The 26,114-nt window shown below is 36.2% G+C and carries 28 protein-coding genes and 2 tRNA genes; 15 read left to right on the top strand and 15 right to left on the bottom strand.

Translation table 11 applies throughout. The features are described 5' to 3' along the window. Nucleotides 1–53 precede the first annotated feature (53 nt). The 3 genes from FG27_RS03020 to FG27_RS03010 all read right to left on the bottom strand — a co-directional run bounded on the left by FG27_RS03020 (nucleotide 54) and on the right by FG27_RS03010 (nucleotide 3,855). A complete protein-coding gene (locus FG27_RS03020; protein ID WP_156101183.1) occupies nucleotides 54–830 on the bottom strand; it encodes a hypothetical protein in 777 nt (258 codons plus the stop codon). A 178-nt stretch (nucleotides 831–1,008) separates the two neighbouring features. Further along, nucleotides 1,009–2,541 (bottom strand): OmpP1/FadL family transporter, encoded by a 1,533-nt coding sequence (locus tag FG27_RS03015; RefSeq protein ID WP_037315333.1) that lies wholly within the window; start codon nucleotides 2,539–2,541, stop codon nucleotides 1,009–1,011. Nucleotides 2,542–2,688: 147 nt separating this feature from the next. Next, nucleotides 2,689–3,855, bottom strand: a complete 1,167-nt coding sequence (locus FG27_RS03010) for a hypothetical protein (protein ID WP_037315328.1) — start codon at nucleotides 3,853–3,855, stop codon at nucleotides 2,689–2,691. Nucleotides 3,856–3,966: 111 nt separating this feature from the next. On the opposite strand from FG27_RS03010, the gene proS reads away from it, so the two are divergent. The 4 genes from proS to rpsT all read left to right on the top strand — a co-directional run bounded on the left by proS (nucleotide 3,967) and on the right by rpsT (nucleotide 6,012). Then, a complete protein-coding gene (gene proS, locus FG27_RS03005; RefSeq protein WP_037315325.1) occupies nucleotides 3,967–5,445 on the top strand; it encodes a proline--tRNA ligase in 1,479 nt (492 codons plus the stop codon). 77 nt (nucleotides 5,446–5,522) lie between these two features. Further along, nucleotides 5,523–5,594: transfer RNA gene (locus tag FG27_RS03000), tRNA-Glu, on the top strand. 67 nt (nucleotides 5,595–5,661) lie between these two features. Next, nucleotides 5,662–5,733, top strand: a tRNA-Glu gene (locus FG27_RS02995). 30 nt (nucleotides 5,734–5,763) lie between these two features. Beyond that, a complete protein-coding gene (gene rpsT, locus FG27_RS02990; RefSeq protein ID WP_037315323.1) occupies nucleotides 5,764–6,012 on the top strand; it encodes a 30S ribosomal protein S20 in 249 nt (82 codons plus the stop codon). Between the two features lie 174 nt (nucleotides 6,013–6,186). Here rpsT and FG27_RS02985 read toward each other — a convergent pair whose 3' ends face one another. Beyond that, nucleotides 6,187–7,101: a glutaminase gene (locus FG27_RS02985; protein WP_037315321.1), complete on the bottom strand. Its 915-nt coding sequence runs from the start codon at nucleotides 7,099–7,101 to the stop codon at nucleotides 6,187–6,189. 3 nt (nucleotides 7,102–7,104) lie between these two features. After that, nucleotides 7,105–7,812: a dipeptidase PepE gene (pepE, locus tag FG27_RS02980; protein WP_037315317.1), complete on the bottom strand. Its 708-nt coding sequence runs from the start codon at nucleotides 7,810–7,812 to the stop codon at nucleotides 7,105–7,107. A gap of 143 nt (nucleotides 7,813–7,955) precedes the next feature. Between pepE and FG27_RS02975 the strand changes: the two genes are divergently transcribed. The 9 genes from FG27_RS02975 (at nucleotide 7,956) to FG27_RS02935 (ending at nucleotide 15,718) form a co-directional block, all read left to right on the top strand. Next, nucleotides 7,956–8,747 (top strand): hypothetical protein, encoded by a 792-nt coding sequence (locus FG27_RS02975; protein ID WP_037315314.1) that lies wholly within the window; start codon nucleotides 7,956–7,958, stop codon nucleotides 8,745–8,747. A gap of 109 nt (nucleotides 8,748–8,856) precedes the next feature. Continuing rightward, entirely contained in the window at nucleotides 8,857–9,636 is a 780-nt protein-coding gene (locus tag FG27_RS02970) for a hypothetical protein (RefSeq protein ID WP_037315311.1), read from the top strand. Further along, entirely contained in the window at nucleotides 9,637–10,383 is a 747-nt protein-coding gene (locus tag FG27_RS02965) for a carboxypeptidase-like regulatory domain-containing protein (RefSeq protein ID WP_037315307.1), read from the top strand. After that, on the top strand, nucleotides 10,364–11,119 hold the full coding sequence (locus tag FG27_RS02960) for a hypothetical protein (RefSeq protein WP_037315305.1): 756 nt from the start codon (nucleotides 10,364–10,366) through the stop codon (nucleotides 11,117–11,119). Before FG27_RS02965 ends, FG27_RS02960 begins: the two co-directional genes overlap by 20 nt. Next, complete coding sequence (locus FG27_RS02955) at nucleotides 11,100–11,897, top strand: hypothetical protein (protein ID WP_037315303.1); 798 nt, start codon at nucleotides 11,100–11,102, stop codon at nucleotides 11,895–11,897. The genes FG27_RS02960 and FG27_RS02955 overlap by 20 nt, the downstream gene beginning before the upstream one ends. A 27-nt stretch (nucleotides 11,898–11,924) precedes the next feature. Continuing rightward, a complete protein-coding gene (locus tag FG27_RS02950; protein ID WP_037315301.1) occupies nucleotides 11,925–12,428 on the top strand; it encodes a DUF6702 family protein in 504 nt (167 codons plus the stop codon). A gap of 62 nt (nucleotides 12,429–12,490) precedes the next feature. After that, nucleotides 12,491–14,800, top strand: a complete 2,310-nt coding sequence (locus FG27_RS02945; protein WP_037315298.1) for a M1 family metallopeptidase — start codon at nucleotides 12,491–12,493, stop codon at nucleotides 14,798–14,800. A gap of 69 nt (nucleotides 14,801–14,869) precedes the next feature. Further along, nucleotides 14,870–15,151, top strand: coding sequence for a twin-arginine translocase TatA/TatE family subunit (locus tag FG27_RS02940; RefSeq protein WP_037315295.1), 282 nt, complete (start codon nucleotides 14,870–14,872; stop codon nucleotides 15,149–15,151). Between the two features lie 9 nt (nucleotides 15,152–15,160). After that, nucleotides 15,161–15,718 carry a phosphatase PAP2 family protein gene (locus tag FG27_RS02935; protein WP_037315292.1) on the top strand — a complete coding sequence of 186 codons (558 nt, stop codon included), beginning with the start codon at nucleotides 15,161–15,163 and terminating at the stop codon, nucleotides 15,716–15,718. Here the strand turns inward: FG27_RS02935 and FG27_RS02930 are convergent. Then, nucleotides 15,711–16,352 (bottom strand): O-methyltransferase, encoded by a 642-nt coding sequence (locus tag FG27_RS02930; RefSeq protein WP_037315290.1) that lies wholly within the window; start codon nucleotides 16,350–16,352, stop codon nucleotides 15,711–15,713. The genes FG27_RS02935 and FG27_RS02930 overlap by 8 nt on opposite strands. 209 nt (nucleotides 16,353–16,561) lie before the next feature. Between FG27_RS02930 and kynU the strand changes: the two genes are divergently transcribed. Together kynU and FG27_RS02920 are read left to right on the top strand one after the other, a co-directional pair. Beyond that, nucleotides 16,562–17,836, top strand: a complete 1,275-nt coding sequence (kynU, locus tag FG27_RS02925) for a kynureninase (protein ID WP_037315287.1) — start codon at nucleotides 16,562–16,564, stop codon at nucleotides 17,834–17,836. Between the two features lie 77 nt (nucleotides 17,837–17,913). Continuing rightward, nucleotides 17,914–18,840, top strand: coding sequence for a serine hydrolase (locus FG27_RS02920; protein WP_037315285.1), 927 nt, complete (start codon nucleotides 17,914–17,916; stop codon nucleotides 18,838–18,840). Between the two features lie 93 nt (nucleotides 18,841–18,933). Here the strand turns inward: FG27_RS02920 and FG27_RS02915 are convergent, their stop codons facing one another. The 9 genes from FG27_RS02915 to FG27_RS02885 form a co-directional block, all read right to left on the bottom strand. Further along, nucleotides 18,934–19,608, bottom strand: a complete 675-nt coding sequence (locus FG27_RS02915) for a hypothetical protein (protein WP_037315282.1) — start codon at nucleotides 19,606–19,608, stop codon at nucleotides 18,934–18,936. A 35-nt stretch (nucleotides 19,609–19,643) separates the two neighbouring features. After that, entirely contained in the window at nucleotides 19,644–20,402 is a 759-nt protein-coding gene (locus FG27_RS02910; RefSeq protein ID WP_037315280.1) for an SDR family oxidoreductase, read from the bottom strand. Between the two features lie 93 nt (nucleotides 20,403–20,495). Continuing rightward, entirely contained in the window at nucleotides 20,496–20,651 is a 156-nt protein-coding gene (locus tag FG27_RS19085) for a lmo0937 family membrane protein (RefSeq protein ID WP_156101182.1), read from the bottom strand. A 207-nt stretch (nucleotides 20,652–20,858) separates the two neighbouring features. Then, nucleotides 20,859–22,406 carry a cryptochrome/photolyase family protein gene (locus FG27_RS02905; RefSeq protein ID WP_037315278.1) on the bottom strand — a complete coding sequence of 516 codons (1,548 nt, stop codon included), beginning with the start codon at nucleotides 22,404–22,406 and terminating at the stop codon, nucleotides 20,859–20,861. Then, the gene (locus FG27_RS02900) at nucleotides 22,391–23,686 is read right to left on the bottom strand and encodes a DASH family cryptochrome (RefSeq protein ID WP_037315276.1); all 1,296 of its coding nucleotides are present in this window, start codon (nucleotides 23,684–23,686) and stop codon (nucleotides 22,391–22,393) included. Before FG27_RS02900 ends, FG27_RS02905 begins: the two co-directional genes overlap by 16 nt. After that, nucleotides 23,686–23,823, bottom strand: a complete 138-nt coding sequence (locus FG27_RS18875; RefSeq protein WP_081912578.1) for a DUF2256 domain-containing protein — start codon at nucleotides 23,821–23,823, stop codon at nucleotides 23,686–23,688. Before FG27_RS18875 ends, FG27_RS02900 begins: the two co-directional genes overlap by 1 nt. Nucleotides 23,824–23,826: 3 nt before the next feature. Further along, entirely contained in the window at nucleotides 23,827–24,477 is a 651-nt protein-coding gene (locus FG27_RS02895) for a flavin reductase family protein (protein ID WP_037315274.1), read from the bottom strand. Between the two features lie 123 nt (nucleotides 24,478–24,600). Continuing rightward, nucleotides 24,601–24,846, bottom strand: a complete 246-nt coding sequence (locus FG27_RS02890; protein WP_037315271.1) for a hypothetical protein — start codon at nucleotides 24,844–24,846, stop codon at nucleotides 24,601–24,603. A gap of 101 nt (nucleotides 24,847–24,947) precedes the next feature. Continuing rightward, nucleotides 24,948–26,060, bottom strand: a complete 1,113-nt coding sequence (locus tag FG27_RS02885; RefSeq protein ID WP_037315269.1) for an alkene reductase — start codon at nucleotides 26,058–26,060, stop codon at nucleotides 24,948–24,950. Nucleotides 26,061–26,114 lie beyond the last annotated feature (54 nt).

Genomic DNA, 26,114 nt, shown 5'->3' with positions numbered 1-26,114 from the left:
CATAGCTTTTGAAGCTTAGCGGGCTATTTACAATTATCAATTCTGTAATTAATTTAATTTGTAGAAGTAGTAACCTGTGGACCAATGCCACTAAGATTTTGATTGTAGATCCATAATTCTTGAGTGGCACCATTGGTGATATCCATCCATTCTTTTGCAAAGGAATCAAACGAACCTGAGCCGTGAACTTCATCAAACTTCTCTTTAAGTTTTTGGTCTTTCCCTAGCCAGGCAAAGTCGTCGAAAAAATATACAACAGAAAGATCCTGGCCTGATTGGGTAGAAGAGAATTCATTGGTATATATTCCAAAAGGAGTTTCTGGCGATTTTTGCTTTAGGACATTGGTTACTTTTTCTAATTTAGAAATCATTTCATCATATTTTCCCCTCGCAATATCCCAAACGGTAACTCTTAGTTTGCTCATTTCGAAATCTGTTGGGAAGTGAGAGAAATTATTGTGAAATCTCCAGAAAGTTATTTCTTTTTCGCTGGCTAAATAGGGTACTACATTATTTGCCCAGTCTTGATCGTGTGCATCCTGATTTGGATTGGGAGTATCTAAGGCACTCCAGGGCATAGGACCCATAACGGCCATGTAATCATAGGCGTTTTGACCATTCATAATTGTGAAAATTCGTACACCCATAGCACCTTCAGCGTGAAATTCCTCATTGAGGTTTTTCATTCCTTCGGAAAATTCTTTCGCATTATCGCTTTTGGCAGAAAAAATTGTAGTTCCTACAATGAGATATTCCTCATTGTCACTTTGTTGGTCTTGGGAGAATACTAATAAAGGAATTAGCATCATCCAGTAGAAAATAGATTTCATAAGCTTTTGAATTAAGTGTTAATAATGCAGCTATGATAGATGAGGCTAAAATAAATAGGTTGTGTTAAGTTACTGAAAAATAGTGAAATAAGTATATTTAGCTTTGCTTTTTTATAATTTGAGATAATAAAAAACGCCCTTTTAAGGGCGTTAGAAATAAAAATGATCCTCTTGTTTTTTATAAACCGAAACTTAGGGATAGAATTATGTTGGAAAGATCTCTATCAATATTTGCTGTGTTTGTTAAGCCGGTTTCATAAAGTCTTGGATTTTCCTGGAAACTGGCATTGGTATAGGCAAGGTCTAGTTTCATGCTTCCAAAATCATAACCAATACCTCCAGAATATCCAGTTAGATCGCCAACTGTAGACTCATTGGCATAGGGACTTTGTTCATAGCGATAGCCACCTCTTAAACTCCAATTATTAATTCTGTATTCCCCGCCCAATCTAAAAGTAGAGACTGCCTGGAGTTCGTTTGAAATGAGTTCGTTCTGAAATTCGAATTCAGGATCATTATTAGGTCTAAACTCAGTAGCCGAAAAATCTTTATAAGAGTAATCAAAGCTAATAAGTCCTTTGGTTCCAAAAAGTACAGCAAGACTTCCGGTAAGTTTTCCGGGTGTTTTTAAATTATAATCTGGATATACATTTAATACATTCGGATTCACGACTACACGCTCATTGGCATTATTATTAGTTTCAAGATATTGCGTAGCTTCCTCGGTGATGTTGAACCAGGTAGGAGAGTGGTAAGAAGCTCCAACCCTAAACCTATCACTAACCTTTGCTATTGCTCCAAGTTGAAAGGAAAATCCATCACCTACAGTACTAAGGTTGTTATTAAATACCACTTCATTAGTTGCACTTCCTGCGTTGTTGTTATTTTCTCTAAACCTGGTGGTGCGGTCATAACTTAGGAAATGAGTATTTAGGTTAGCACCCAGATAAAGAAAGTCTTTATATTGAGTACCAACATTAAAAGAGAATTTTCCATTTAAACCCGTAGAAACAGAACGGTATTCCTGATTAAAATTACCGGAACCTATAAAAGAATTATATGAAGTATTCTCTGGAGAATCATCTGCCTGATCTATAATAAATCCTTGATACCCTAAAAATGCTTGCTGCGCGCCAAAACCTTGGTTTTCGCCTAAATAGGAATAAAGATCAGAAATAGTTTCGGCTTCATTTTCTGGGGTTAGGGGATCATCTTCCCTGGTTTGAAGTAGGTCTAGCGGAACGCCGTTTGCATAATTTAAAAAATATTGATCTATTGAAGTTTGACTGGTACCTGAAGCTACGAAAGCATCATCAAAATTATTGGTTTTTTGATAATTTAAACCTAAACTGAATTTTTTCCAGGGGCTATTACTTCGGGTGTCAAAAACAAGTACGCCGCCTGCCTGATTAAAATTTAAATCGGAGTTTTCGTTAGAAGTTGTTGTTCCAAAATAGTTAACCTGTTTGTTGCTATCGCTATGGTCTAAGGTCATGGTTCCAAAAGAATTTAGAAAAACCGCAGAACTAGCAGGGTTTATGGTAATAGCAGATAAATCTCCACCTAATGCACCAAATGCACCACTCATAGCTCTAAATCTGGCGGTTCCATTTAATTCTTCAGAACTATAACGATATGCGTCGGTAATGTTTTGGGATTGGACGCTTCCTACTATTAAAAAGGTGCCCAGAATTAAAAAAATATTCTTCATAAGCTTTTTTTTTTGATCCCTTGATGAGGGGTTTGTTTTTTGAATCCTGAATCAAAATATAATCAATGGTTTCAGAAAAAACCTTACAGCTTAAAACTGTAAGGTTAATTTTTAATCTTCTTTTTCAAATCTTAAAATAGACAGTTATTATCCTCTTCCACCACCTCTGGAAGATGATGAGCGACCTCCACCTGAACTTCTGGTTCCTGAACTTCTTGAACTTCCAGAGCTACTTCGAACAGATCCGCTACTTCTTGAAGAACTATTTGAAGATCTATTATAAGTAGAATTAGACCTTGAGCTTCTATTGGATCTATTTATAGTTGAATTTCTCCTGGTAGATGATGTATTGATCCTTGCAGGCTCACTTCTTCTATTGGAGCGAGAATATACATTAGAATTATTATCGTTACTCCTGGTATAACTTCTAGATCTATTTGAGTTTTGATTACTCCTAATGGCTCTAATGCTTCTTGAGTAAGAAGATTCGTTATCTCTTAAACTGGAAACATTGTCTCTTCTACTGGTGCCATAATCTGAATAACTGGCTCTTCTTCCACTATTATATGCTACATCTCTATAATTGTTACCTGCACCATAAAATGGATTATTCACAAATCCTCCGCCCCAGTATGGATTGCGGAATCCTCCGTAACCAAATCCGAAGCCAAAACGGTTACCCCAACCCCATCCAGGGCCAAAGCCAAAACCGCCACCCCATGGGCCGAATCCACCGCCCCAGGCACCAGCAAATCCTCCGCCCCAAGGGCCAAATCCACCGCCCCACGGGCCAAATCCGCCACCCCAAAAACCGGGACCGTAAAATGGATCGAAAAAGGGATTACCCCAAAGGCCGCCATAACCAAATCCATAGCCAAAGCGGTTCCACATCCATGGATTACCGAAACCACCATGAAAACCGGTATTATAGATATTTACGGTGTATTGATCTGGATCTTCGCCCCAGGGAGCGCGACCACTATTATAAGTTTGCTGATCTTCATAATATATTTCGTCTTCACTTCCATTAGCAGAAGAATAAGATTCTACATCGGTAAAAACGATCTCGTCGGCCATTTGACCGTAAAATTGTGATTTTTCTGAAAAAAGGTTCTTATAGTAAGAGTTACCCTGATCCTGATTATTAGCATATTGGGTTGGTTCATCAGAAGTTGATTGTCTTCTATCCGAATCACCATAGATTCCATCTTCATAACCAGAATACTGGTAAGAACCACAAGATGCTAACAACAGCAAAAACATAGGTGCCACTAAAAGAATTGCTTTTTTTGTAAAGTGGTAATTGCGTATCATTAGCTTGGTATTTTATTGTTGAACATTACAAAAATAGTTAGTTTTGCGCTAACTAAACTTGCATTTACATTGTGTTTAACAAATTCACAAGATTTATGCCAAATAAAGAAAATGAGTAAAAACTTAACCAAGAGAAGCGAAGATTATTCAAAATGGTATAACGAATTGGTGGTAAAAGCCGATTTAGCTGAAAATTCTGCAGTGAGGGGCTGTATGGTGATTAAACCTTACGGATTTGCCATCTGGGAAAAAATGCAGGCCCAGTTAGATAAGATGTTCAAGGAAACGGGACATCAAAACGCTTATTTCCCACTTTTTGTACCCAAACATCTTTTTGAAGCCGAAGAGAAAAATGCTGAAGGTTTTGCCAAAGAATGTGCGGTAGTTACTCATTACAGGTTAAAGACAGATCCCAACGATAAATCTAAACTAATCGTAGATCCTGATGCTAAATTAGAGGAAGAACTGGTGGTTAGGCCAACTTCTGAAGCAATAATTTGGAATACCTACAAGAACTGGATCCAATCGTATAGAGATCTTCCTATTAAAATAAATCAATGGGCTAATGTGGTGCGTTGGGAAATGCGAACCCGTTTGTTTTTAAGAACATCAGAGTTCCTTTGGCAGGAAGGCCATACTGCACACGCTACCAAACAGGAAGCACTCGAAGAAACCGAATTAATGAATAATATTTATGCTGAATTTGCCGAAAAATTTATGGCAATGCCGGTTATAAAAGGGAGTAAAACAGAAGCTGAACGCTTTGCAGGTGCTGTAGAAACTTATTGTATTGAAGCGATGATGCAGGACGGGAAAGCTTTACAGGCAGGGACTTCTCACTTTTTAGGTCAAAATTTCGCAAAAGCTTTTGATGTAAAATTCACTTCTAAGGAAGGGAAATTAGAAAACGTTTGGGCGACTTCCTGGGGTGTTTCTACCCGTTTAATGGGAGCCCTAATAATGACGCATAGCGATGATAACGGCCTTGTGCTTCCTCCAAACTTAGCGCCTACACAAGTTGTGATTGTTCCTATATATAAAGGAGAAGAACAATTAGAAGAAATCTCTAAAGTAGCAAACAATCTTGCTGATGATCTTAAAGAAGCCGGTATCTCGGTTAAGTATGATGATAGAGATACGCAAAAGCCTGGATGGAAGTTTGCGCAGTATGAATTGCAAGGTGTACCAATTAGATTAGCTATTGGCCCAAAAGATTTAGAAAAAGGAAGCGTAGAGCTAGCCAGAAGAGATACACTCACTAAAGAGTTTGTAAACCAAACTGAAGTAGTGGAGAAGGTGAAGCATCTAATGGTAGAAATTCAGGAAGCTTTGTTTGAAAAAGCTAATAATTTTAGAAACGAGCATATTACAGAAGTAGATTCTTTTGATGAATTTAAAAAAGTTTTAAAAAATAAAGGCGGATTTATTTCGGCACATTGGGATGGAACTACGGAGACAGAAAACAAGATTAAAGGGCTTACCAAAGCCACAATTCGCTGTATACCATTTAATTCCGATAAAGAGGCGGGAAGCTGTGTGCTTACTGGTAAACCTTCTGTGCAAAGAGTACTTTTTGCAAAGGCATATTAATTTTTTAAATTTTTTTGTGGAACTCTTGCGGCATTCAAAAATAGTTGTATTTTTGCATCCGCATTGAAACAAAAAATGGTCCGTTCGTCTAGGGGTTAGGACGCCAGGTTTTCATCCTGGTAACAGGGGTTCGATTCCCCTACGGACTACAACAAAACACAGAGTTTAATGTTGTGTTTTTAAAGTCCTGAAAAGGCATTTGAAATAATAATTAATGGTCCGTTCGTCTAGGGGTTAGGACGCCAGGTTTTCATCCTGGTAACAGGGGTTCGATTCCCCTACGGACTACTTTTAAAAAATAATTAAAGCAATTTTGTAATGGCAAATCACAAGTCAGCATTGAAGAGGATTCGTAGCAATGAGACCAAACGTCTTAGAAACCGCTACCAGCATAAAACTACCAGAAACGCAATTAAGAAGTTGAAGGAGTCTGAGAAGAAAGAAGCTGAAGCTCTATTGCCTTCTGTTATCTCTATGGTAGATAAATTGGCGAAGAAAAACATTATACACGACAATAAAGCTGCGAACTTAAAATCGCAACTTGTAAAGCACGTAGCTGCGCTTTAAGAATTATTACAGTGTTCAATTATAAAAAAATGCTTTCTGCGTTGGCAGGAAGCATTTTTTTTATTTTTCATTTCGTGGGTTTAAAAAGAAGTTCTGTTAGCTATTCTTTCTGAGCTTTACTTTTTTAGCATTTTTCTTCAGACTATTTATAAATGTTTCCTGGAGTTTCGTTATTTAAAAAACAGAAAGACCGGTTAACGTTGTAAGCCTTTCTAAAGCTTTCATTCCTAATTCAGAATTTCCTTTTTCATTTAAAATAGGACTCCAAACTGCCACAGAATATTGATCTGGATGAATGGCTACAATACCACCACCAACTCCACTTTTTCCTGGTAGTCCTACTTCAAAGCTAAATTCCCCGGCTTCATCATAAAAGCCACAGGTTTGCATTAGAGAATTTATCCTTTTTACAGTAGTAGGAGTCAAGATTTCTTCGTCAGTACTTAATATTTTTCCTTTGTTCGCGAAAATCATAAACGCTTGCGATAATTGTTTGCAGCTCATGGCAAGGGAGCATAGATGAAAATAGAAATCTACAATAGGTTCTACTTCGCATTTAATGTTTCCCAGAGCTTTCATATAATTTACCAAAGCAACATTTCTATAACCGGTAGAACGTTCTGAAGCCGCGATTTTTGGATCAAAATTTATACTATTATCCTCTGTAATTTGTCTTACAAAATTCAGTAATTCCTGTTTAGGATCTTCTAGCTGGTCTACCAGGATATCTGAAATAACCAGGGCGCCGGCATTTATAAAAGGATTCCGTGGAATTCCACTTTCATATTCTAACTGACTTAATGAATTAAAGGGATCACCAGAGGGCTCCACGTCTACGCGATCCCAAAGATCTTCTCCCATAATTCTCATTGCCATAGAAAGGCTAAAAACTTTAGAGATACTTTGAATAGAAAAAAGTTCTTCACTATCTCCAAAATTAAAATGTTGACGATCGCCGCAATAAACATGCATTCCAAATTTTCTTGGATCTACTTTAGCAAGTTCAGGAATATAAGAAGCTACTTTTCCTGTTACATCCCGGTAACTCAATTCGTCATTAATTGTATTTAATATCTTTTGGTAGTCCATATGTTAATTTAGTTCGCTTAGATCACTATTAGTTTCTATCTCGAAAGGTAATTTTTCTGTCTTGAAAATGCGAGCGCTTAACTTACCTTTTAACTCAATTTTATTATCTAAAACCAACAACCAGCTGCCTTCCCTTAAGCCTACTACCGGTTGGGTATTAATGGTATGAAATTCTTTAATACGCGTTTCCCGGGTTTCACCTTTGTGGGTAGAATTAGTGTCGGGATCTAAATAATGAGGATTAATATTAAAGGGAACAATCCCAAGGGTTTTAAAACTCGGCGGATACACAATTGGCATATCGTTCGTGGTTTGCATAGTTAGCCCGGCAATATTGGTTCCTGCGCTTGTTCCCATATATGCCGCGCCATTTTGAATACTTTCCCTTAGGGCTTGCATCAGTTTATTTCTATATAATTCTGAAACCAGTAAAAAAGTATTACCGCCGCCGGTAAAAATTCCCTTAGCTGAAGTTATGGCTTCTTCCATATTATCAAATTCGTGAATTCCACGCAGCTTTAAGTCGGCTTTTTGGAAGGCATCAGCAGCCTTTTTAGTGTAATTATCATGCGAAATTCCGCCAGGACGGGCGAAAGGGATAAATATGATTTCCTCAGCTTCCTTAAAAAAAGTTTTTAAGTGCGGTATTAGATATTCTAAATACTCTTCTCCGTGTAAAGTTGAAGTACTTGCCAATAATGCTTTGCTCATCTCTATTTCTATTTTTCTAATACGAGTATAATATTAATTGCATTAAAATTACTGCAATTAGGGGTTTTAACAAAAGTTTACAAGCTGCTTTACTAAATAAAAGCCCTAAGAATTGTTACTTTAATTAAAAGAAAACTACTAATATGTTAAAGAAGAAACTATTCATTGCTTTTATTCTATTCAGCGGAATTTTATTTGCCCAGGAAACAGAAAGAATGTTGGTAAATGGTAAAATTATTGTTCCTGAAGAAGATTCTCCTGAAGGGTTAACAATTTTTAATCAGAATACTGCTCGAGGAACTATTGCAAATCCTAATGGAGAATTTAAATTGCAGGTAAGACTTAATGATACTATTGTATTTTCTGCCATACAGTTTGAGGAGTTCCGGGTGGTGGTAGAAGAAGGAGTGATAAATACTGGAGAGATGAATGTATTTTTGACGGAAACGGTGACTGAATTGCCTGAAGTGCTTCTGTCAGATAACGAGCTTTCTGGAGATATAAGAGTAGATGTAGCCAGGATTACTGTTAAAGATCCCGATGTGCCCAGATATTCTGCAGCCGATTTAAAAGACATGGAAGTGCGAAGACAACCCGATGCTCTAATGGGAGCAGGCAGGAATGATGCCTTAGCTGCAAGTGAAACCAGGTTAGTGAACGGACTGAACTTTGTAAATATTTTCAAATTACTGGTTGGCGCCGAGGTTAAAAATAATCCGTTTACAAAACAAGAATTAGATGAGAAATTACGGGATTTATACGATGATGATTTTTTTAGGGCTTATCTAGATATTGAAAGGGATAGAATAAATGACTTCATTTATTACGTTACCGATCATGGTTTAGATGATGATTTGCTTGCAGAAGGCAGCGAATTAAATCTAATTGAGTTTTTAATTGAGAAAAGTGAAGAATACAAGAGTTTCCAGGAGTAAACTATCTTAATACAAATTTACGAGGGTAATTAAAAAATAATTTTGAGTAAAACCTGAAAGCATTTAAATCTCGATTATCGAATAAATTTGACTTAACCGAAAATAATTGATGAAGTACTACTTATCTGTCCTATTATTTTTATTTGGCTTAATTGCAAGCGCCCAGAATCGAGAAATCTCAGGTAAAATTGAAGCTGATAGTATTCAAGCTCCCATACATATCATCAACTTAACCCAGGAAAAAGGTAGCGTAAGTGATAAAAACGGGAATTTTAAATTAGCAGTGGCAGAAAATGATATTTTATTAATTTCTTCGGTACAATTTCAGCGTAGAGAAATCAAGATAACACGCCAAATGCTTGGTGAAAAAACCCTAAGCATCAAGTTACTGCCCGCGTTAACAGAACTGGAGCAGGTTAGGGTTCATAATTTTAGCGGGGATTTGGAAGAAGACATCGCTGGTATTAAAGTTTTTGATACGCCGGTTTTGAATATTGCTCCCCCACCAATTAATTATATTCCACCGCGAGGTACACCAAACGCCGCTTTTGATAATACCCAGGCAGGAAGAACAATGAAAAACGGTCTAAATTTCAAATCTATAGGAAGTTTAATTACAGGGAATAGGAATTTTGGAAATATAGGCGGAAAAAAGATTGAAAATCCGAAAGCTAACCAGCTTGAATTTGTTCGAAGAGTTCGAAGTAAATTTGACGATTATTTCTTCAACAATCATCTTAAAATCGATTCTAAGCACATCATGAATTTCCTGACCTATATTTTTGATGATGGTTTTCAGGAACAACTACTCCAGGATAATCGCTCTTTAGATTTAGTTGTTTATTTAGAAAGAAAGAGTAAAGCATATCTAAAACTTATTGAAGATTAGATGAGAAATAGCTTTTTCCTTATTTTTCTTTTCCTAATTTCAACCAATTTATTTGCTCAGGAAAGCAACATCTTAAAAGGAAAAATTAAGGCCGATTCTATTGAGGCTCCCATTCATATCATAAATATTTCAGCCGAAAAAGGCACAGTGACAGAAAAATCTGGGGAATTTGCTGTAGAAGTTAGTGAAGGTGATTTGCTATTATTCTCTTCGGTACAATTTCAGAAAAAAGAAATAAAAGTTACTTCAGAAATTATAGCAGAGGGATATTTAGAAATTGAAATGAACAAGGATCTTACTGAGTTAGATGAGGTAAAACTACATCAATTAAGTGGCGATCTGGCGAAAGATATTGATGGTATAAAAACCTGGGATGCTCGAATAATAGGTTTCGCCCTTTCCGATAAAGAACCTTTAACTGTTGAAGAGCGAAAACTGTTTGCACTTACAAGGCCTGATGATCCCGTAGGAGCACTTTACGGAATCATTTCTGGGCAAAAAAAAATGTACGAAAAAGCTATTGAAAATAATAAGTTAACCACGTTGGTTTATAAAGCCAAGAACCTTGTTGCAAATGAATTTTATACAGAAGAACTTCACTTAGAAGAAAATAAAATAATGGATTTTCTTTATTACTGCTCCAAAAAGCCAAATTTTAAAGAATTAATTAATCAAAACGATCCATTAATTCTAATTGAGCTCCTGAAAGAAACGATAATGGAATATAATGAGTTTATCGAAGGTTAAAATTATACTTCTATTTGCGGTTTTTCTAATCACCGGTTCTATATTTTCGCAAGAGAAAAAGATTTTGACTGGTCAAATTACTACTGAAGAATCGCTTATTTCTCCAATACATATTATAAATATTACCCGGGAAAAAGGCACACTTAGTGAACTTTCTGGTTATTTTTCAGTAGAAGTGCAGCCCGGTGACCTTCTGCTATTTTCTTCGATACAATTTGAGAAAAAAGAAATACAGATTAGCAATAATATTTATGAGGAAGGTATAGTAGAAGTAATTTTGCTGCCAGATATAAATGAACTTGAGGAAGTGCGTTTGCATAATTTATCCGGTAATTTATCTAAGGATATTAATGAGATTAAAACTTATGATCCTTCTGCTTTAGGATATACTTTCTCAGATAGAAAACCGCTAAGTATTGAAGAGCGAAAATTTTCAGCTTTAAATAGTAATCCTGTAGGAATGATTTACGGGGCTATTTCAGGTGAAAATAAACTGCTGAAAAAGGCGATAGAGAATAATAAACTTAAGAAATTAGTTAATAAAGCAAAGGACCAAATACCTGTTGAATTTTTTACAGAAACTCTTTTTCTAAAAGAAAATAAAATTTTTGATTTTCTCTACTATTGTAGCCTAAAATCGAATTTTGAAGAATTGGTTAATCAGAACGATCCCTTGATTTTATTAAATTTTCTCAAGAAAACGATAGTGGAATATAATGAATTTTTTAAAAATTAAATTTTTACTATTAGCAATTTTTCTAATAAGCGGTTCGATTTTTTCTCAAGAAAAGAAGATCTTAACCGGTCAAATTCTTACTGAAGAGCCACTTAAGTCCTCTATTCATATTATCAATGTTACCAGCAAAAAAGGAAGTGTGAGTGAACTTTCTGGTTATTTTTCAGTAGAAGTAAACCCAGGAGATTCTCTTTTGTTTTCCTCGGTTCAATATAAAAACAAAACTTTGATTGTAGATGAAAAAGTACTTGAAGAAATCAATTTTAAGATTAAACTCTCAGAAGATCTTACAGAATTAGACGAAGTGAAACTTCATAAATTATCTGGAAATTTAGCAAATGATATTTCAGGGATCAAAATCTTTAATAAATTCGATTTAAATGCACCAATGCGCAGAAAACCTCCACCATCACAGGTAGAAAGACAATTATATACAGCTACGACAGGTCCTGGTGGAAGTAGGCTTAGCGTTTTGGGTATATTAACCGGTACTATGCCTTTAGACCCAATTATAAACGGGATTAGCGGCAGGACGGCACTGCTAAAGAAAAGGAGGGAAAAATATGAATTCAAAGTAAACGTTGAAAAAGCAGTTTATTTAATTTCTGAAGAAACTTTCACCGAAGACTTTAAAATACCCCAAAACGAAATAATGAATTTTGCTTATTATTGTGCTGAAAATTATGATTTGGAAATTTTGCTAGATGATCCGCTGGAATTATACGAGTTTTTTAAATCCAAAGCATTAGAATTTAAAGCCTCTAGCGCTTTGGATTAATATTTGCTCCTGCATAGAAAAAAATCGATGAAAAAAATTAGCCTAATCCTTGCAAGCTTCTTTTTGCTTTCTGCATTTAAATCTGGGGATCACGAATTTTATTTGAGTGTTACCGAGATTGAATACAATAATGAGAAACAAAGTTTGCAAATTATTACCCGCGTTTTTATAGACGATTTTCAGAATGTTTTAAATGAACGTTATAGTGAGGATCTTCAACTTTCAGAAGGAGATGAAGAAGGACCGGTTCTAGAGAATATTACGAAATACCTGGCGCAAAAATTAAGGTTGAATACAAATGGAATAGAACTTCAACTAAATTATTTAGGAAAAGAATATGACGCCGACCAGCTCATACTTTACATTGAAGTAGAAAATGTAAGTTCATTTAACAATATAGAAGTCACCAATGGTATTTTAACCGATCTTTTTGACGATCAGAAAAACGTGGTGCATGTGAAAGTGAATGGTAAGACCAAGAGTCTATTGCTAATGCGCCAGCAAGAAACTGAAAACCTTTCTTTTCCTTAAATTTTAAATAAAACCTACAAAAATTAGCTATTTTTAGCAATCTTTAAATCAAACCTCAATTGATGAAAAATTTACAATACATAAGTTTCTTTTTAGTGATGCTTTTTATAGGTGGTGCTCAGGCACAGGATTCAGAAACCCAAGAACAGCAGCCAAAGCAAGAGGGTCACGAAAATAATAATAAGTTTAGACAACTTTATCAATACTTCGCCACTCCAAATCAATATCGTACGGGTGCCGGCGCACCCGGTGAAGCCTATTATCAAAATCAGGCCGATTATAAAATGGACATCGTATTAGACGATAAAAATACCCGTTTAGATGGGGAAGCTGAAGTTACTTATTATAATAATTCTCCAGATGAATTAGAATATTTGTGGGTGCAATTAGACCAGAATGTAAGAAAGAAGGATGCACCTGCTTTAGAGCGAAATCCAAGTGGCATGAGCCCTGTAGCCACACCAGAACGTTTTGTAGAACAGCACATGAAAGAAAATTTTGATGGCGGTTTTAATATTGTTGATCTAAAACATAATGGAAAGAAATTAAATTATACTATCAATCAAACGATGTTGAGAATAGATTTGGAAGAACCTTTGGCTCCCGGAGAATCTTTTGAGTTTGATATGAAGTGGTGGTATAATATAAATAACCATATAACAGATAGAGCACGTAGCGGTTATGAGTATTTTCCTAAAGATGGAAATAACACTTACGTAATAGCGCAATTCTTTCCTAGAATGGCAGTTTATAATGATGTTGAAGGATGGCAAAATATGCAATTTTGGGGTAGTGGTGAGTTTGCCCTTCCTTTTGGGGACTATGAAGTGAATATCACTGTACCTGCAGATCATATAATGGAAGCTACCGGGGAACTTCAAAACCGCAAAGAAGTTTACACTAAAGAAATGATGAGCCGCTACGAACAGGCGAAAAAATCCTATGATAAACCCGTAATAGTTAGAACCCAGGCAGAAGCAGAAGAAGCTGAAAAATCTTTTTCCAACAAAACTAAAACCTGGAAATATAAAGCCGAAATGGTTAGGGATTTTGGATTCTCTACTTCAAGAAAATTTATTCTTGATATGATGGCTACCGATGTCCAGGGGAAAGATGTAATGGCAATTTCGCTATATCCTAAGGAAGGGAATCCGCTTTGGGAAGAATGGTCTACAAAAGCCGTGGCCAGTACTTTAAAATCTTATTCTAAACAAACATTTCAATATCCTTATCCAAAAGCAGTATCTGTTCACGCCAGGAACCAGGGTATGGAATACCCTATGATTTGCTGGAATTATGGCCGTCCCGATGAAGATGGAACGTATTCAGATCGAGTGAAATTTGGGATGATAAGTGTGATTATTCACGAAATTGGGCACAATTTCTTCCCAATGATCGTAAATACAGATGAGCGCCAATGGGGATGGATGGACGAAGGTTTAAACACCTTTAGTCAATTTTTGGCAGAGCAGGAGTTTGGCAAAGAATATCCGGAAGCTATTGCTCCCGAGGAGGTCTATCCTTCAAGAAGGGGAATTCCGGCGAAGATTGTTCCTTATATGAGAGGAAATCAAAAATATATTGCGCCAATCATGTCTAATCCTGAAAACGTTTACCAGTTAGGAAATAATGCTTACGGAAAGCCCGCAACTGCGCTTAATATCTTGCGTGAAACGGTAATGGGAAAAGAACTTTTTGATCACGCCTACAAAACTTTTGCACAGCGTTGGATGTTTAAACACCCAACACCAGAAGATTTCTTTAGAACAATGGAAGATGCATCAGCGGTAGATCTAGATTGGTTTTGGAGGGGTTGGTTCTATACTACAGAGAATGTAGATATGGGAATTAAAGAAGTTAAAAAACTCTACATTACCGATAACGCGACCAAAGAAGGAAAAGAATTTTTGGAACGTTATGGCGCAGATCCTGAAGAGGTAGAGGCAGTTTACGTTGTGGAAGAAGAAAGCGAAGAATTTGATGAAAACTTAAAAGGAAAATCTGCTTTAGAGAATTCGCCTACTCTAAAAGAATATGTTATGGATAATTTCTCAGAAGAGGAAAGAGCAAAACTAAAAGATCCAAAATATTTCTATCAGGTCACTTTTGAAAAGCCGGGAGGTATTCCAATGCCTTTAATCGTAGAATTCACTTATGCAGATGGTTCTACCGAAATGAAAAGGTATCCTGTTCAGCTTTGGAGAATGAATGATGAGGTGGCTAGTAAAACCATTGCTACCAATAAGGAGATCACCAAAATGGTTGTAGATCCAAACCTGGAAACAGCAGATATAGATGTAAGCAATAATACCTGGCCAAAAGAAGAAACTACCAGTAAGTTCGAAGAATTTAAAGAAAGTCTCGGAAACTAAAATAAATTAAGCCGACTTTAACGAGTCGGTTTTTTTTATGCTTAAATTTGTGGCTATATTTGTTTTGCTATGAACATCATACCCCTTTTTATTAGTGGTGCCGAAATTGCCTTTATCTTATTTATTCTGGTAATGGTCTTTGGTGCCGATAAGATTCCAGATATCGCCCGTGGAATGGGAAAAGGCATGAAAATGCTTCGCAATGCCTCTAATGATATCAAGACCGAAATTCAGAAAAGTGCCGACAAACAAGGCATAAACACCGATATATCTAAGGATGTTAAAGGTGAAATTGATAAAGTGAAGGAGGATATTGATGAAATTACCGGCTCAGTAAAACGTAGATTTTAATTACTTTTTATGTTAGAGCAGCTAAAACAATGGGACCGTGAGCTGTTTGTTTACCTTAACGGACTGGGAATTGAATCTTACGACAATTTCTGGATCACGGTAACTACTATACAAAACTGGATCCCACTTTATATTACTTTCTTCATTCTTTATTTTATAGCTTTCCATTGGAAAAAAGCACTATTTACTAGTCTATTTATTCTTGCCACGGCTCTTTCTACCTATGGTTTCACCAATCTTACTAAAAACTTTTTTTTAAGACTAAGGCCGAATAACCAACCTGAAATTGCCGATATTATTAGGATTCTACAAACCCCGGATAACTATAGTTTTTTCTCTGGGCACTCTGCCGTTTCTGCCGCTGCGGCCTTATTTTTTATACTTTCAATGAAAGATAAATACCCCTGGATTTGGGTGGTGCTTATCTGGCCGCTGTTATTTATGTTAAGTAGAATTTATGTGGGTGTTCACTATCCCGGTGATGTATTGGTTGGCGCGGCAGTTGGAATTATTTTTGCCATTATCTTCTTTCTGTTTTATCAACGTTCAGGAAAACGCTTTATATAACCCTGCTTAAAGTTAATCCGTCTCGAATAGGCAAAATAACAGTTTCCAGACGCTCGTCTTCTGCCAGCATTTTGTTGTATTCTAATAGTGCCCTTGTAGACTCATCTTCTGCCTTTAACGTCTCAACAACTTTTCCGCTCCATAATACATTATCAGATAATATAAGTCCGCCACTATTCATTTTATCAATGATCAATTCAAAATAAGCAGGATAATTAGGTTTGTCGGCATCAATAAATACCAGATCGAGTTTTGAATCTATCTTTGGAATTATCTCTCTCGCGTCTCCAATATATTGCCTAATCTTATTTTTGAATTCTGAAGCCTGAAAATATTTTTGCTGAAAATCGTGTAATTCTTCATTGATATCTATGGTATGCAGCATACCATCTTTTGGTAAACCTTCCGCCAGGCATAAAGCCGAGTAGCCAGTGTAAGTGCCAATTTCCAAAATACTTTTTGGAGCGATTAACTTAGAAATAATACTCAGGATTCTTCCCTGGTAATTTCCGCTCAACATTCGAGGTTGCAATACTTTATGATTGGTTTCCCGGTTAAGTTTTGCTAAAAATTCTGGTTCTTTAGCTGAATGTTCTAAAATATAGTCATCTATCGCTTCAGGTAGAAAATGCATTGGCTTTTATTTTTATTCAAATTTAGAGAAATTATTCTTTCCGAAGCTTGAATTAATATTCCTCTTTTCCAGCAAAACCAAGCTTTTAGAATAGCTTATAACTATTTTTTAAATTGTATTTTTACTCAATAATGGAGATTTAAATACTACAAGGAGGTTTACTCAAAAGTTAGTATTTAGAATCTTCAGGATTTAAAATACAGCCACACATGCAGTTTAAAAATACCCTGGAATTTGCCAGAAAACTCGATGCCGAAGATAAATTATCAACTTACAGAGATCAATTTATTTTTCCGCAGCACGAAGGAAAAAATGTAATTTATTTCACCGGAAATTCACTAGGCCTTCAACCAAAATCAGCTAAAAAATATGTAGACGAAATAATGACCGATTGGGCGAATCTTGCCGTAGAGGGTCATTTTCAGGCTGAAAAACCCTGGTGGGATTATCACGAGCGTTTTTCAGAAAAACTGGCTAAAGTTGTTGGCGCTAAACCCGCTGAGGTTACGGTAATGAATACACTAACCGTAAACCTTCATTTACTTATGGTTTCTTTTTATAGACCAGAAGGAAAGCGCTATAAAATTATTTGTGAAGAAAAAGCTTTTCCCAGCGACCAGTATATGATTTCGAGCCAGGTTCGGTTTCATGGATACGATCCAGATGACGCCATAGTTCAAATTAAAAGGCGGGAAGGTGAAAATAATTTTATAACCGAAGATGTTGTTGCAAAGATTAAAGAAGTAGGTGATGAGGTTGCTTTGGTACTAATTGGGGGTGTTAATTATTATACCGGACAGGTTTTAGAAATGGAAAAAATCACGAAAGCAGGTCACGAAGTTGGCGCTTTTGTAGGTTGGGATCTAGCCCACGCCGCTGGAAATATTGAGCTTAAACTTAGCGAATGGAAGGTGGATTTTGCTGCCTGGTGCAGTTATAAATATATGAACAGCGGCCCCGGGAATGCTTCCGGATGTTTTATTAATGAGAAATATCACAATCAAAAAGATATTCCTCGTTTTGAAGGCTGGTGGGGACACAATAAAGAACGACGATTTTTAATGGAGCCCGAATTTCAACCCGAGAGTGGAGCTGATGCATGGCAAATCTCTAACGCCCCAATTTTAGCCCTTGCGCCTTATTTAGCTTCGCTGGAAATGTTTGAGGAGGTTGGAATGCCGGCATTGATAGAGAAACGGAATAAGATTGTTGCTTACCTGGAGTTTGTTTTACACGAAATTGATAAGGAGGTTGATAGCACTTTTGAAATTATTACTCCGCAGAATCAGGAAGAGCGCGGGACACAGCTTTCAGTATTTTTACACGGAGAAGGCCGGGAATTATTTAATTATTTAATGAAGAACGGTGTGATTACCGACTGGCGTGAGCCTAATGTAATTCGACTTGCTCCAGCACCGTTTTACTGTTCCTTTGAAGATATGTATCAATTTGGACAGATTCTTAAGAAAGGTATTCTTGAATAGAGAATTAAGAAGAGAGAAAAAAGAGAAGAGATTATAGATTGTAAAAGTTTGAAAATTGTCATTATAAACTAAATAAAATGAAAAAAATTGGACTTAGTATTTTTATCGGGCTCTTTTGCATTTCTATAAATCTTGCGCAAGATGTGGAAACCGATATCGAGCTTCAACAGAAATTGGAGCAGCTAACTCAAACTTTTAATGGTGATGTTGGGGTTTATGTAAAAAATCTCAAAACCGGGAAAGAGGCGGCCATAAATGCTGATACTATTTTCCCAACGGCGAGTATCGTTAAAGTACCCATTTTGCTGAAGATTTTTGATAAAATTGACAAAGGAGAGTTAAAATATAATGATACGCTGGTTTATTCTGAAGATCGTATTTATGGTGGTTCAGGCTTGATGCAATTCTATAAAGACAGCGCCAAAACCGATGTTAGAACGCTGGTGGCTTTGATGATAAGTTATAGCGATAATGTTACCTCGCTCTGGAACCAGGAATTGGCCGGTGGAGGAGAAGCAATCAATGAACTATTAGCTGAACTTGATCTGGAACACACCCGGGTAAATTCCCGAACCGAGGGCCGTGAAAAGGACTGGGAGAAATACGGTTGGGGACAAACCACACCGCGAGAAATGGCAATTATTTTAGAGAAAATAAGAAAACGTGAATTAATAAGTGCCGCAGCCAGTGATGAAATGTATAGATTGTTAGGAAACTCTTTTTACCAGGAATATGCGCTGTCTCAAATACCACCTTATGTGCAGGCTGCTGCAAAACAGGGAATGGTCAATAAATCCCGATCTGAACTTTTTATGGTTAACGCAGCTTCCGGGGATTATGTGTGCTACATCGCGACCAAAAATATTGAAGACGATTCGTGGGATGATAATAATGAAGCCTGGGAATTGCAGCGAAAAATTTCAGCTTTATTATGGAGTTATTTTGAGCCAAATTCTGATTGGGAGCCTGCAGAAGGAGCCAGTAAAATTATCAATGGGTTTTAAAATAGGCGATAGGCCTCAGTTTCTAGACAGTAGTTTTCTATGGTTCTATGGTTCTAAGGTCTAAGGACTAAAGCCTAACGACTGATTTTAAAATTATTTTACCTCAATATCACTAAAGAACAATTCAAAACTTCCGTCGGGAGATTTATGGGATCTGGCAATTTTTAGTCCTTGAAAATCTTCAAAATCTTCCCAGGTGGTTGGCATTTCACGATTGCCATCTGCCGATTTATAGATCCATTCTTTAAGTAAAAGATCGTCATCATAATAAACCACATAAGTATCCCCTGGAGTGTATCCGCCTTCATCTTTATAAGAAACCTCCAGATAATTCATTTCTTCCTTACTAATTGGGGCAGTGCCGGTTTTTTCTTCTGAAATTTTAGCATCGCTCCAAACCATTTGGTAAGGAAATAGCAACCAGTAGGAATCATTGATAAATTTCTGGTCTATATCTTTATCACTTTCAGCAATACTATCTGTTTTTGTGTAGTTTCGACTAATATCGCCTTCGGTAAGTCTAATTTCATCGGTTTGTGGTTTCCAGGTCCACGAGCGGCTGGTTCTTACTGAATCTTGAACCTTTACATTAAAGGTAAACTGGATTTCTTCAACTTCATCAAAGTTATTTAAGCCGTGTGCTTCCGCAATTTGTTGCTCTATGCTTTTAGCGTCTTCAGTCTCAACTTTTTCTCCGATTTTGGTTTCGTTATTTTTGCAGCTAATTAATACTGAAAATAGAAAAGTAAAAAGTAGTAGTTTTTTCATTCTTTTGGTTTTCTTTAAAGATACAAAAACTCTCTCTATATCGCAGTAATGCTCATTCCACCATCGGCCACAATATTCTGCCCGGTAATATAGGAAGATTTATCCATCGCCAGGAAAGCAATTATAGAAGCCATTTCACTAGCTTCAGCAACGCGTTTTAAAGGTGTTCTTTTAATAATGGGATCCATTCTATCGCTTTCACTTAAAAGCCCTTTGGTAAGTGGTGTAACTGTAAACCAGGGAGAAACCGAATTAACGCGGATTCCATCTTTTGCCCATTCTACAGCAAGACTTCTAGTTTGCTGAAGTAAACCTGCTTTAGACATCGCATAGGGGGTGCCGGTACCAACATCCTGCATCGCAGCCGAAGAAGCTATATTTATAATTTTTGAATTTTTACTTTTTGAAAGAAGGGAGTGTAGTTTTCGGCTTAGCTCAAAAGGTGAAGTAAGATTAATTTCCAGGACTTTTCTAAACTCTTCTTCAGAATAATCATTCGCTTTTTTTCTGATATTTATCCCGGCATTATTTACCAGAACGTCCAGTTTTCCCCATTGATTTTTAATAAAATCATGGATTTTTTGTCGGTCTTTAGCAACCGCTGTATCGGCAACGAGACCGTGAACTTTTTTTCCAGACTTTTCTAGTTCATTTAGCAACGATTCTATATCCTCCTGGGTTCTTGAAGTGAAAAGAACTTCTGCTCCCAGTTCTAAAAATTCAAGAGCAGTAGCTTTTCCAATTCCTTTAGTGCCACCGGTTATTAATGCAAATTTGTTATTGAGATTCCACATAGTGTATATTTTTAATTCGAAGGTAAAACTTTATGAAAATAAAAAACCCTTTGAGAAATTCAAAGGGTTTAGAAGATTCGCTTAAATTATTAATTACAGACGACGTCCGGTTAATAATTTATACAAAATTAGGATTACAGCTACTACAATTAAAATGTGGATAATGCTTCCTAAATCTGGGAATGCAAAATAGCCAATAAGCCATCCTATTACTAATAATACTACAATAAGCCATACTAAATCTCTCATACTGGTTGGTTTTTAGTAGCAAAGCTACTTTGGTTAATTGTTTATACAAGTTAATAAATAAATTCCTGTTTTACTAAAGTCTAAAGAACTAACAAATTGTTTTACAGTCTTCTAAACTTTATCAGGGAGAATTTCCCTTTTTACTAGACGAATTTATAGAATAAGTGATTTGGAATAATAGGTTTTAACTAGTGTTTAACTCGAATGTTAAAAATTTTGAGGATTCTGAATTATGGTATTAGCACGTTCTTTAATCTTGACTAATTCATCCTGAGGCCTCTTTTCTAGCATATTGAGCATCATAGACATTCTTCGGTTATTTTGAAAAAACTCCCGTTTGTCATCTAAAAAATTCCAGTATAAACTATTAAACGGACAGGCATTCTCACCAGTCTTTTTCTTTACATCATAATGACAACCTTTACAATAGTTGCTCATTCTATTAATGTACGAACCACTAGAAACATAAGGTTTGGTAGCGACAATACCACCATCGGCAAATTGACTCATTCCACGGGTATTGGTGATTTCTACCCATTCAATAGCGTCTATATAGATACCAAGATACCAGGCATCAACTTCATCTGGGTGAGTTTGGGTGAGCAGCGCATAATTTCCCGTAATCATTAAACGCTGAATGTGATGCGCATAAGCATTATCCAGGCTTTGCTGAATACTATGCTTCAGGCAGTTCATTTTTGTATTAGCGGTCCAGTAGAAATCGGGTAATTGGTTTTGATTATCCAGTTTGTTGCTTTGTTTATAACCGGGCATTTCTTTCCAGTAAATTCCGCGCATATATTCTCGCCAACCTAATATTTGGCGAACAAAACCTTCTACCTGGGAAATGTCTATTTCATCTTTGTTTTCCCTCCAATGACTAATTACGGAATCTATTACCTCTTTTGGATGCAACATCTTTGTGTTGAGCGCAAAAGACAATCTGGAATGAAATAAGTAGGCCTCTTCTGTATGTAGAGCATCCTGAAAATCACCAAAATGAACAAGTAGATTCTTACAGAAATAATTTAAAACCGAAAGCGAATCCTCCCGGCTGGTTGACCAGTTGAATTTTTCGGCCTCAATATTTCCAAAAGTTTTAATACCAGCTTCATCTATTTCCTCGAGTAATTTTGAAACGTCTTTTCTAAATCCCCGTTCGTGGGGAATTTCCGGTTTACCGGTCCATTTTTTACGATTAGATTTATCAAAATTCCATTTTCCACCTTCTGGATCTTTTGTATTCACCATTAGGACATCATATTTTTTACGCATATCGCGGTAAAAATATTCCATGGTCATTTGCTTTTTTCCTTTATAAAAATTGCTAAGGTCTTCTCTGGAAGTAAGAAAATGCTCTGTATCGTAAGCCTCAGTTTCTATAGATAATTCTTTGCAAAAATCTTTTAGTTGAAGATCAAGGCGAAATTCATCGGGAAGTTGATATTCAAACTTTTCAATTTTATACTCTGAAATTAACTGTTTCAGATTTTCGGGTAAGGTTTGTTCGTTTTTTTTATCGTTTATCTTAAGATAAATCACTTCGTGTTCACGCTCTATTAAATGTTTGGCAAAATTGCGCATCGCGCTAAAAAAACCAACTACTTTTTGAATGTGATGCATTACATAGTCGGTTTCCTGACGCATTTCCATAAATACGTAGCTTATATTATCCTGTTCTTCCTTAAACCACTTGTGATGGTGATTAAGCTGGTCTCCCAGGATCAATCTCAAGGTTCTTAATCTTTCAGCCATAATTCCTGGAATTTTTGGTCTGGATCGTAGCGTTCAGCCTGGCGTTTTATATTGAATTTTCTATCTCGCGGGTCGTTCCCAACACCGCTGTTATACATCCAGTTTCCCCAGTTACTATGCACATCGTAATCTATTAGCAAACTTTCAAAATATGCGGCTCCAACCCGCCAATCCTGTTTTAATTCTTTGGCCCAGTAACTTCCCACATTTTGGCGTCCCCGATTACTCATAAACCCGGTAGCGGCAATTTCTTTCATATTAGCATTAACAAAGGGCTCTTTAGTTTCACCAGAAATCCACTGCTCCAGCGCTTTTTTACTAATATTCCATTCAAGGTTTTTTTCTAAAATCCCACCAATTTTAAATATTTTATCACCGTGTTTTAAAGAAATGAATTTAAAATAATCCCGCCAGATTAATTCAAAAATTAGCCAATAGGTGTCTTCATTTTTAGTGATCTCTTTTTCAAAATTTTTGACTTCCCAATAAACTTGTTTTGCTGAAATACTCCCATTAGCCAGCCAGGCTGAAAGCTTTGAACTATAACTTTTACCAATTAATCCGTTGCGAGTTTTTTTGTATTCAGCAAGCTTTTTAGTTTCCCAAAAATATTGCTGAATTCTTTTTTGCGCCTGATCTTCTCCACCTTTAAAAGGAAAAGCGGTTCTTTCATCTTGCGTAAAATCTTCAAATCCCAGTTCTTTTAGTCCAGGAATTTTAGTTTCGTTTTTTAAATCGAAGTTTTTTTGTTTTAAAGCTTCCGGAGCTGGCGTGCAGTTTCTAATTACAACTTTGGCTTCGCACTTTTTTCTAAATTCTGTAAAAACTTTTGGAACTTCGTGGTAACTCGGATATGGAATATCTTCTGGATGAAATAAAAACTGATCGTAGTAAGAATTAAACTGAATATTTTCTGGAATTTCCTTTTTTACATTCTCCAGTAAATTTTGTTCCTCACTGGTCCATTCTTTCTGAAGATAAATGCTTGAAATGTTATTTTCCTGAAGAAATTTTGGAAGTTTTCTTTCCGGTGTATCGTGGTAAATGAATAGCGGAATATTTAATTCAGCGAGATTTTCTTTTAGTTCAGCAATGGTTTCAAGTAAGAATTTAGCACGAAATTTACCGGTCTTTCTAAAGCCAAATTCGGTAACTTTAAATTGCCGGGGATCAAAAAAATAAATGGCAATTACCTGTTCATGTTCTTTGAAGGCTTGAGATAATGGTAAATTATCTTTACTGCGTAAATTGTTTTGAAACCAAACTAACCCTGTATTCATTATTTATTTCTTCTGCATTTTTCACTACAATAAATTACTGTTGGCCAATTCTTTTCCCATTTCTTGCGCCACTTAAAGGGCTTTTGGCAAACAGGACATATTTTTTCCGGCAAATTAGATTTCTTTACCGTTTTCATCAATTAATCTTCTTTTTTAAAAAACGATTTTATTTCCTGTCCAGGTCTGGCGTAATGAAACCTGTCCAGTAATGTGGGAAGTGAATAACCATCTAATCCGTTTATAGCGACAGTTTCTGCATCATCCAATCGCAACCATCCATCTGGAGTTTGTATACTTTCATCAAAATAAATATGTTCAATAGCCCCAATTACCATCACCGTATCGTTTTCTTTGATGTAATATTCATTTACAAATTTACAACCCAGTTTTACAGTAGATTGTTTTACATAAGGCGCAAAAAAGTTATCAAGATATTCTTCTTCCAAGCCTGTTTTTTGAAATTCGGAAATCTCCTCGCCATATTTTGCTGCGGTTTGATGCGCGCTTTCAATCATATCCTTTTGAATATGATTCACCGTAAAATAATTATTCTCTTTAATATTCTTATAGGTGTTTCTGGGAACATCTTTGGTAGGCCGGGTTATAAAACCAAGAAGGGCAGGATTACTCCCTAAATGGGTAACCGAGCTAAAAACCGCAACGTTGGCACCTTTTTCTGCCGATTTTGTGGCGATTAAGTTAGCCGATTTATAACCAGTAACACTATTAATAAGATTTAAACGGAAAATTTTTTCCATTTCTGAGATTGCTGCTGAAGTAATATGTTCCATAGAATTAAATAAAAAAAGGTGACTAAAACTAAAATTGTCTGGCTGAAGATAAATTCCTTCTTTGACAAATTTATGTTTTAGTCACCTTAAGACCTTAAGCCTTAGCTTTTCTTTATAAATTGATTAGCCCTGATTTTCCAGTTTATTGATTCTCATTTCATATTCTTCCATAGCTTCACGTACCGCATCAACATTATCAGAAGATTTTTGGTGCGCATCATTCATAGCTTTTTCCAGTTCTTTGTCTGGATGCTCAAATAGATCGGTAATCACGTGATTTATTTTATCAATAATGCTTTCCTGGCTATTTTTAATGTCTTCCAGTTTATTTAATGTAGACCTCATTTGTTCAATTTTCGACTCGTCCATTTTTTCTGTTTTTTTGTTTATGAATAAATTTACTTTATTCCTACAAAAGCGCTATTTCAATTAACCCTGTTTTAAGGACTTTTAATCTAAAATTATGAATTTCAGGATTCCGACTTCGCTGGTTCATATTTTGAATAATCGGTATATCCTTTAGCACCCGGGGTGTAGAACGTGTCCTCATCCCATTCGGCAATAGGTGCATTCAATGCAAAACGTTCGGGAAGATCTGGATTAGAAATAAATAATTTCGCAAAGGAAACCATATCTGCATTGCCTTCCGCAATAACTTTATTCCCAGACTCCTGATCAAATCCTGCATTTATTATTAGCTTCCCTTTATAAATAGGGCGGTAGTGTTTTGCGATGTTTGGTTGTAGATAATCAATTTTACTTATATCTGTAAATGGCTCCGATAGGTGTAAATAAGAAAGATCATAAGCATTTAATTTTTCTACTACATAATCAAAAGTAGGAATGGTTTCTTCTGTGGCCTTTATTCCAAAGGCATCATTTAGAGAAGGATTTAATCTTATGCCAATCCTGTTTTCGGGCCATACCTCACTTACTGCTTCCAATACATCAAAAAAGAAACGTGCTCGGTTTGGGATACTTCCACCATAATCATCGGTTCTAACATTGGCTTTTTTATTGAAAAATTGATGAATAAGATAGCCATTAGATGAATGTATCTCAACCCCGTCAAAACCTGCATTCTTAGCATTTTCGGCAGCGTGTTTAAAATCGAGCACTGTTTGCTTAATATCAGCAAGACTCATAGCCTGTGGTTCTACTGTATCCTCAAAACCATCTGGTGTGTAAGCCTGGGTATTGGGGTTTACAGCACTTGGAGCCAGAGGTTTCTCCCCTGAGTGAAATTTAGGATGAGAGATGCGACCACAATGCCATAATTGTAAAAAAATTTTACCGTCATTTTCGTGAACTGCAGTGGTAACTTTTTGCCAGCCTTGAACCTGATTTTCGGTATGGATTCCTGGGGTATTAATATAACCTACCGCAGCTTCAGAAATTTGTGAACCTTCAGAAATTATAAGTCCGGCACTGGAACGTTGCGCATAATATTCAGCATGTAATTCAGTTGGAGTATTTTCTTTATTATCAGCGCGATTACGCGTCATCGGTGCCATAATCACCCGGTTTTTTAACTCCAAATCACCAATAGTTACCGATTTTAAGAGCTCTTGATTCTCATCCATAATTTAAGTTGTTTTAATAATAAATTTAAAGTAAGCAATTCGCAAAGGCTGTTA

Source organism: Salegentibacter sp. Hel_I_6 (assembly GCF_000745315.1).
Lineage (GTDB): Bacteria > Bacteroidota > Bacteroidia > Flavobacteriales > Flavobacteriaceae > Salegentibacter.
This window is presented reverse-complemented; position numbering and strand designations above follow the sequence as displayed.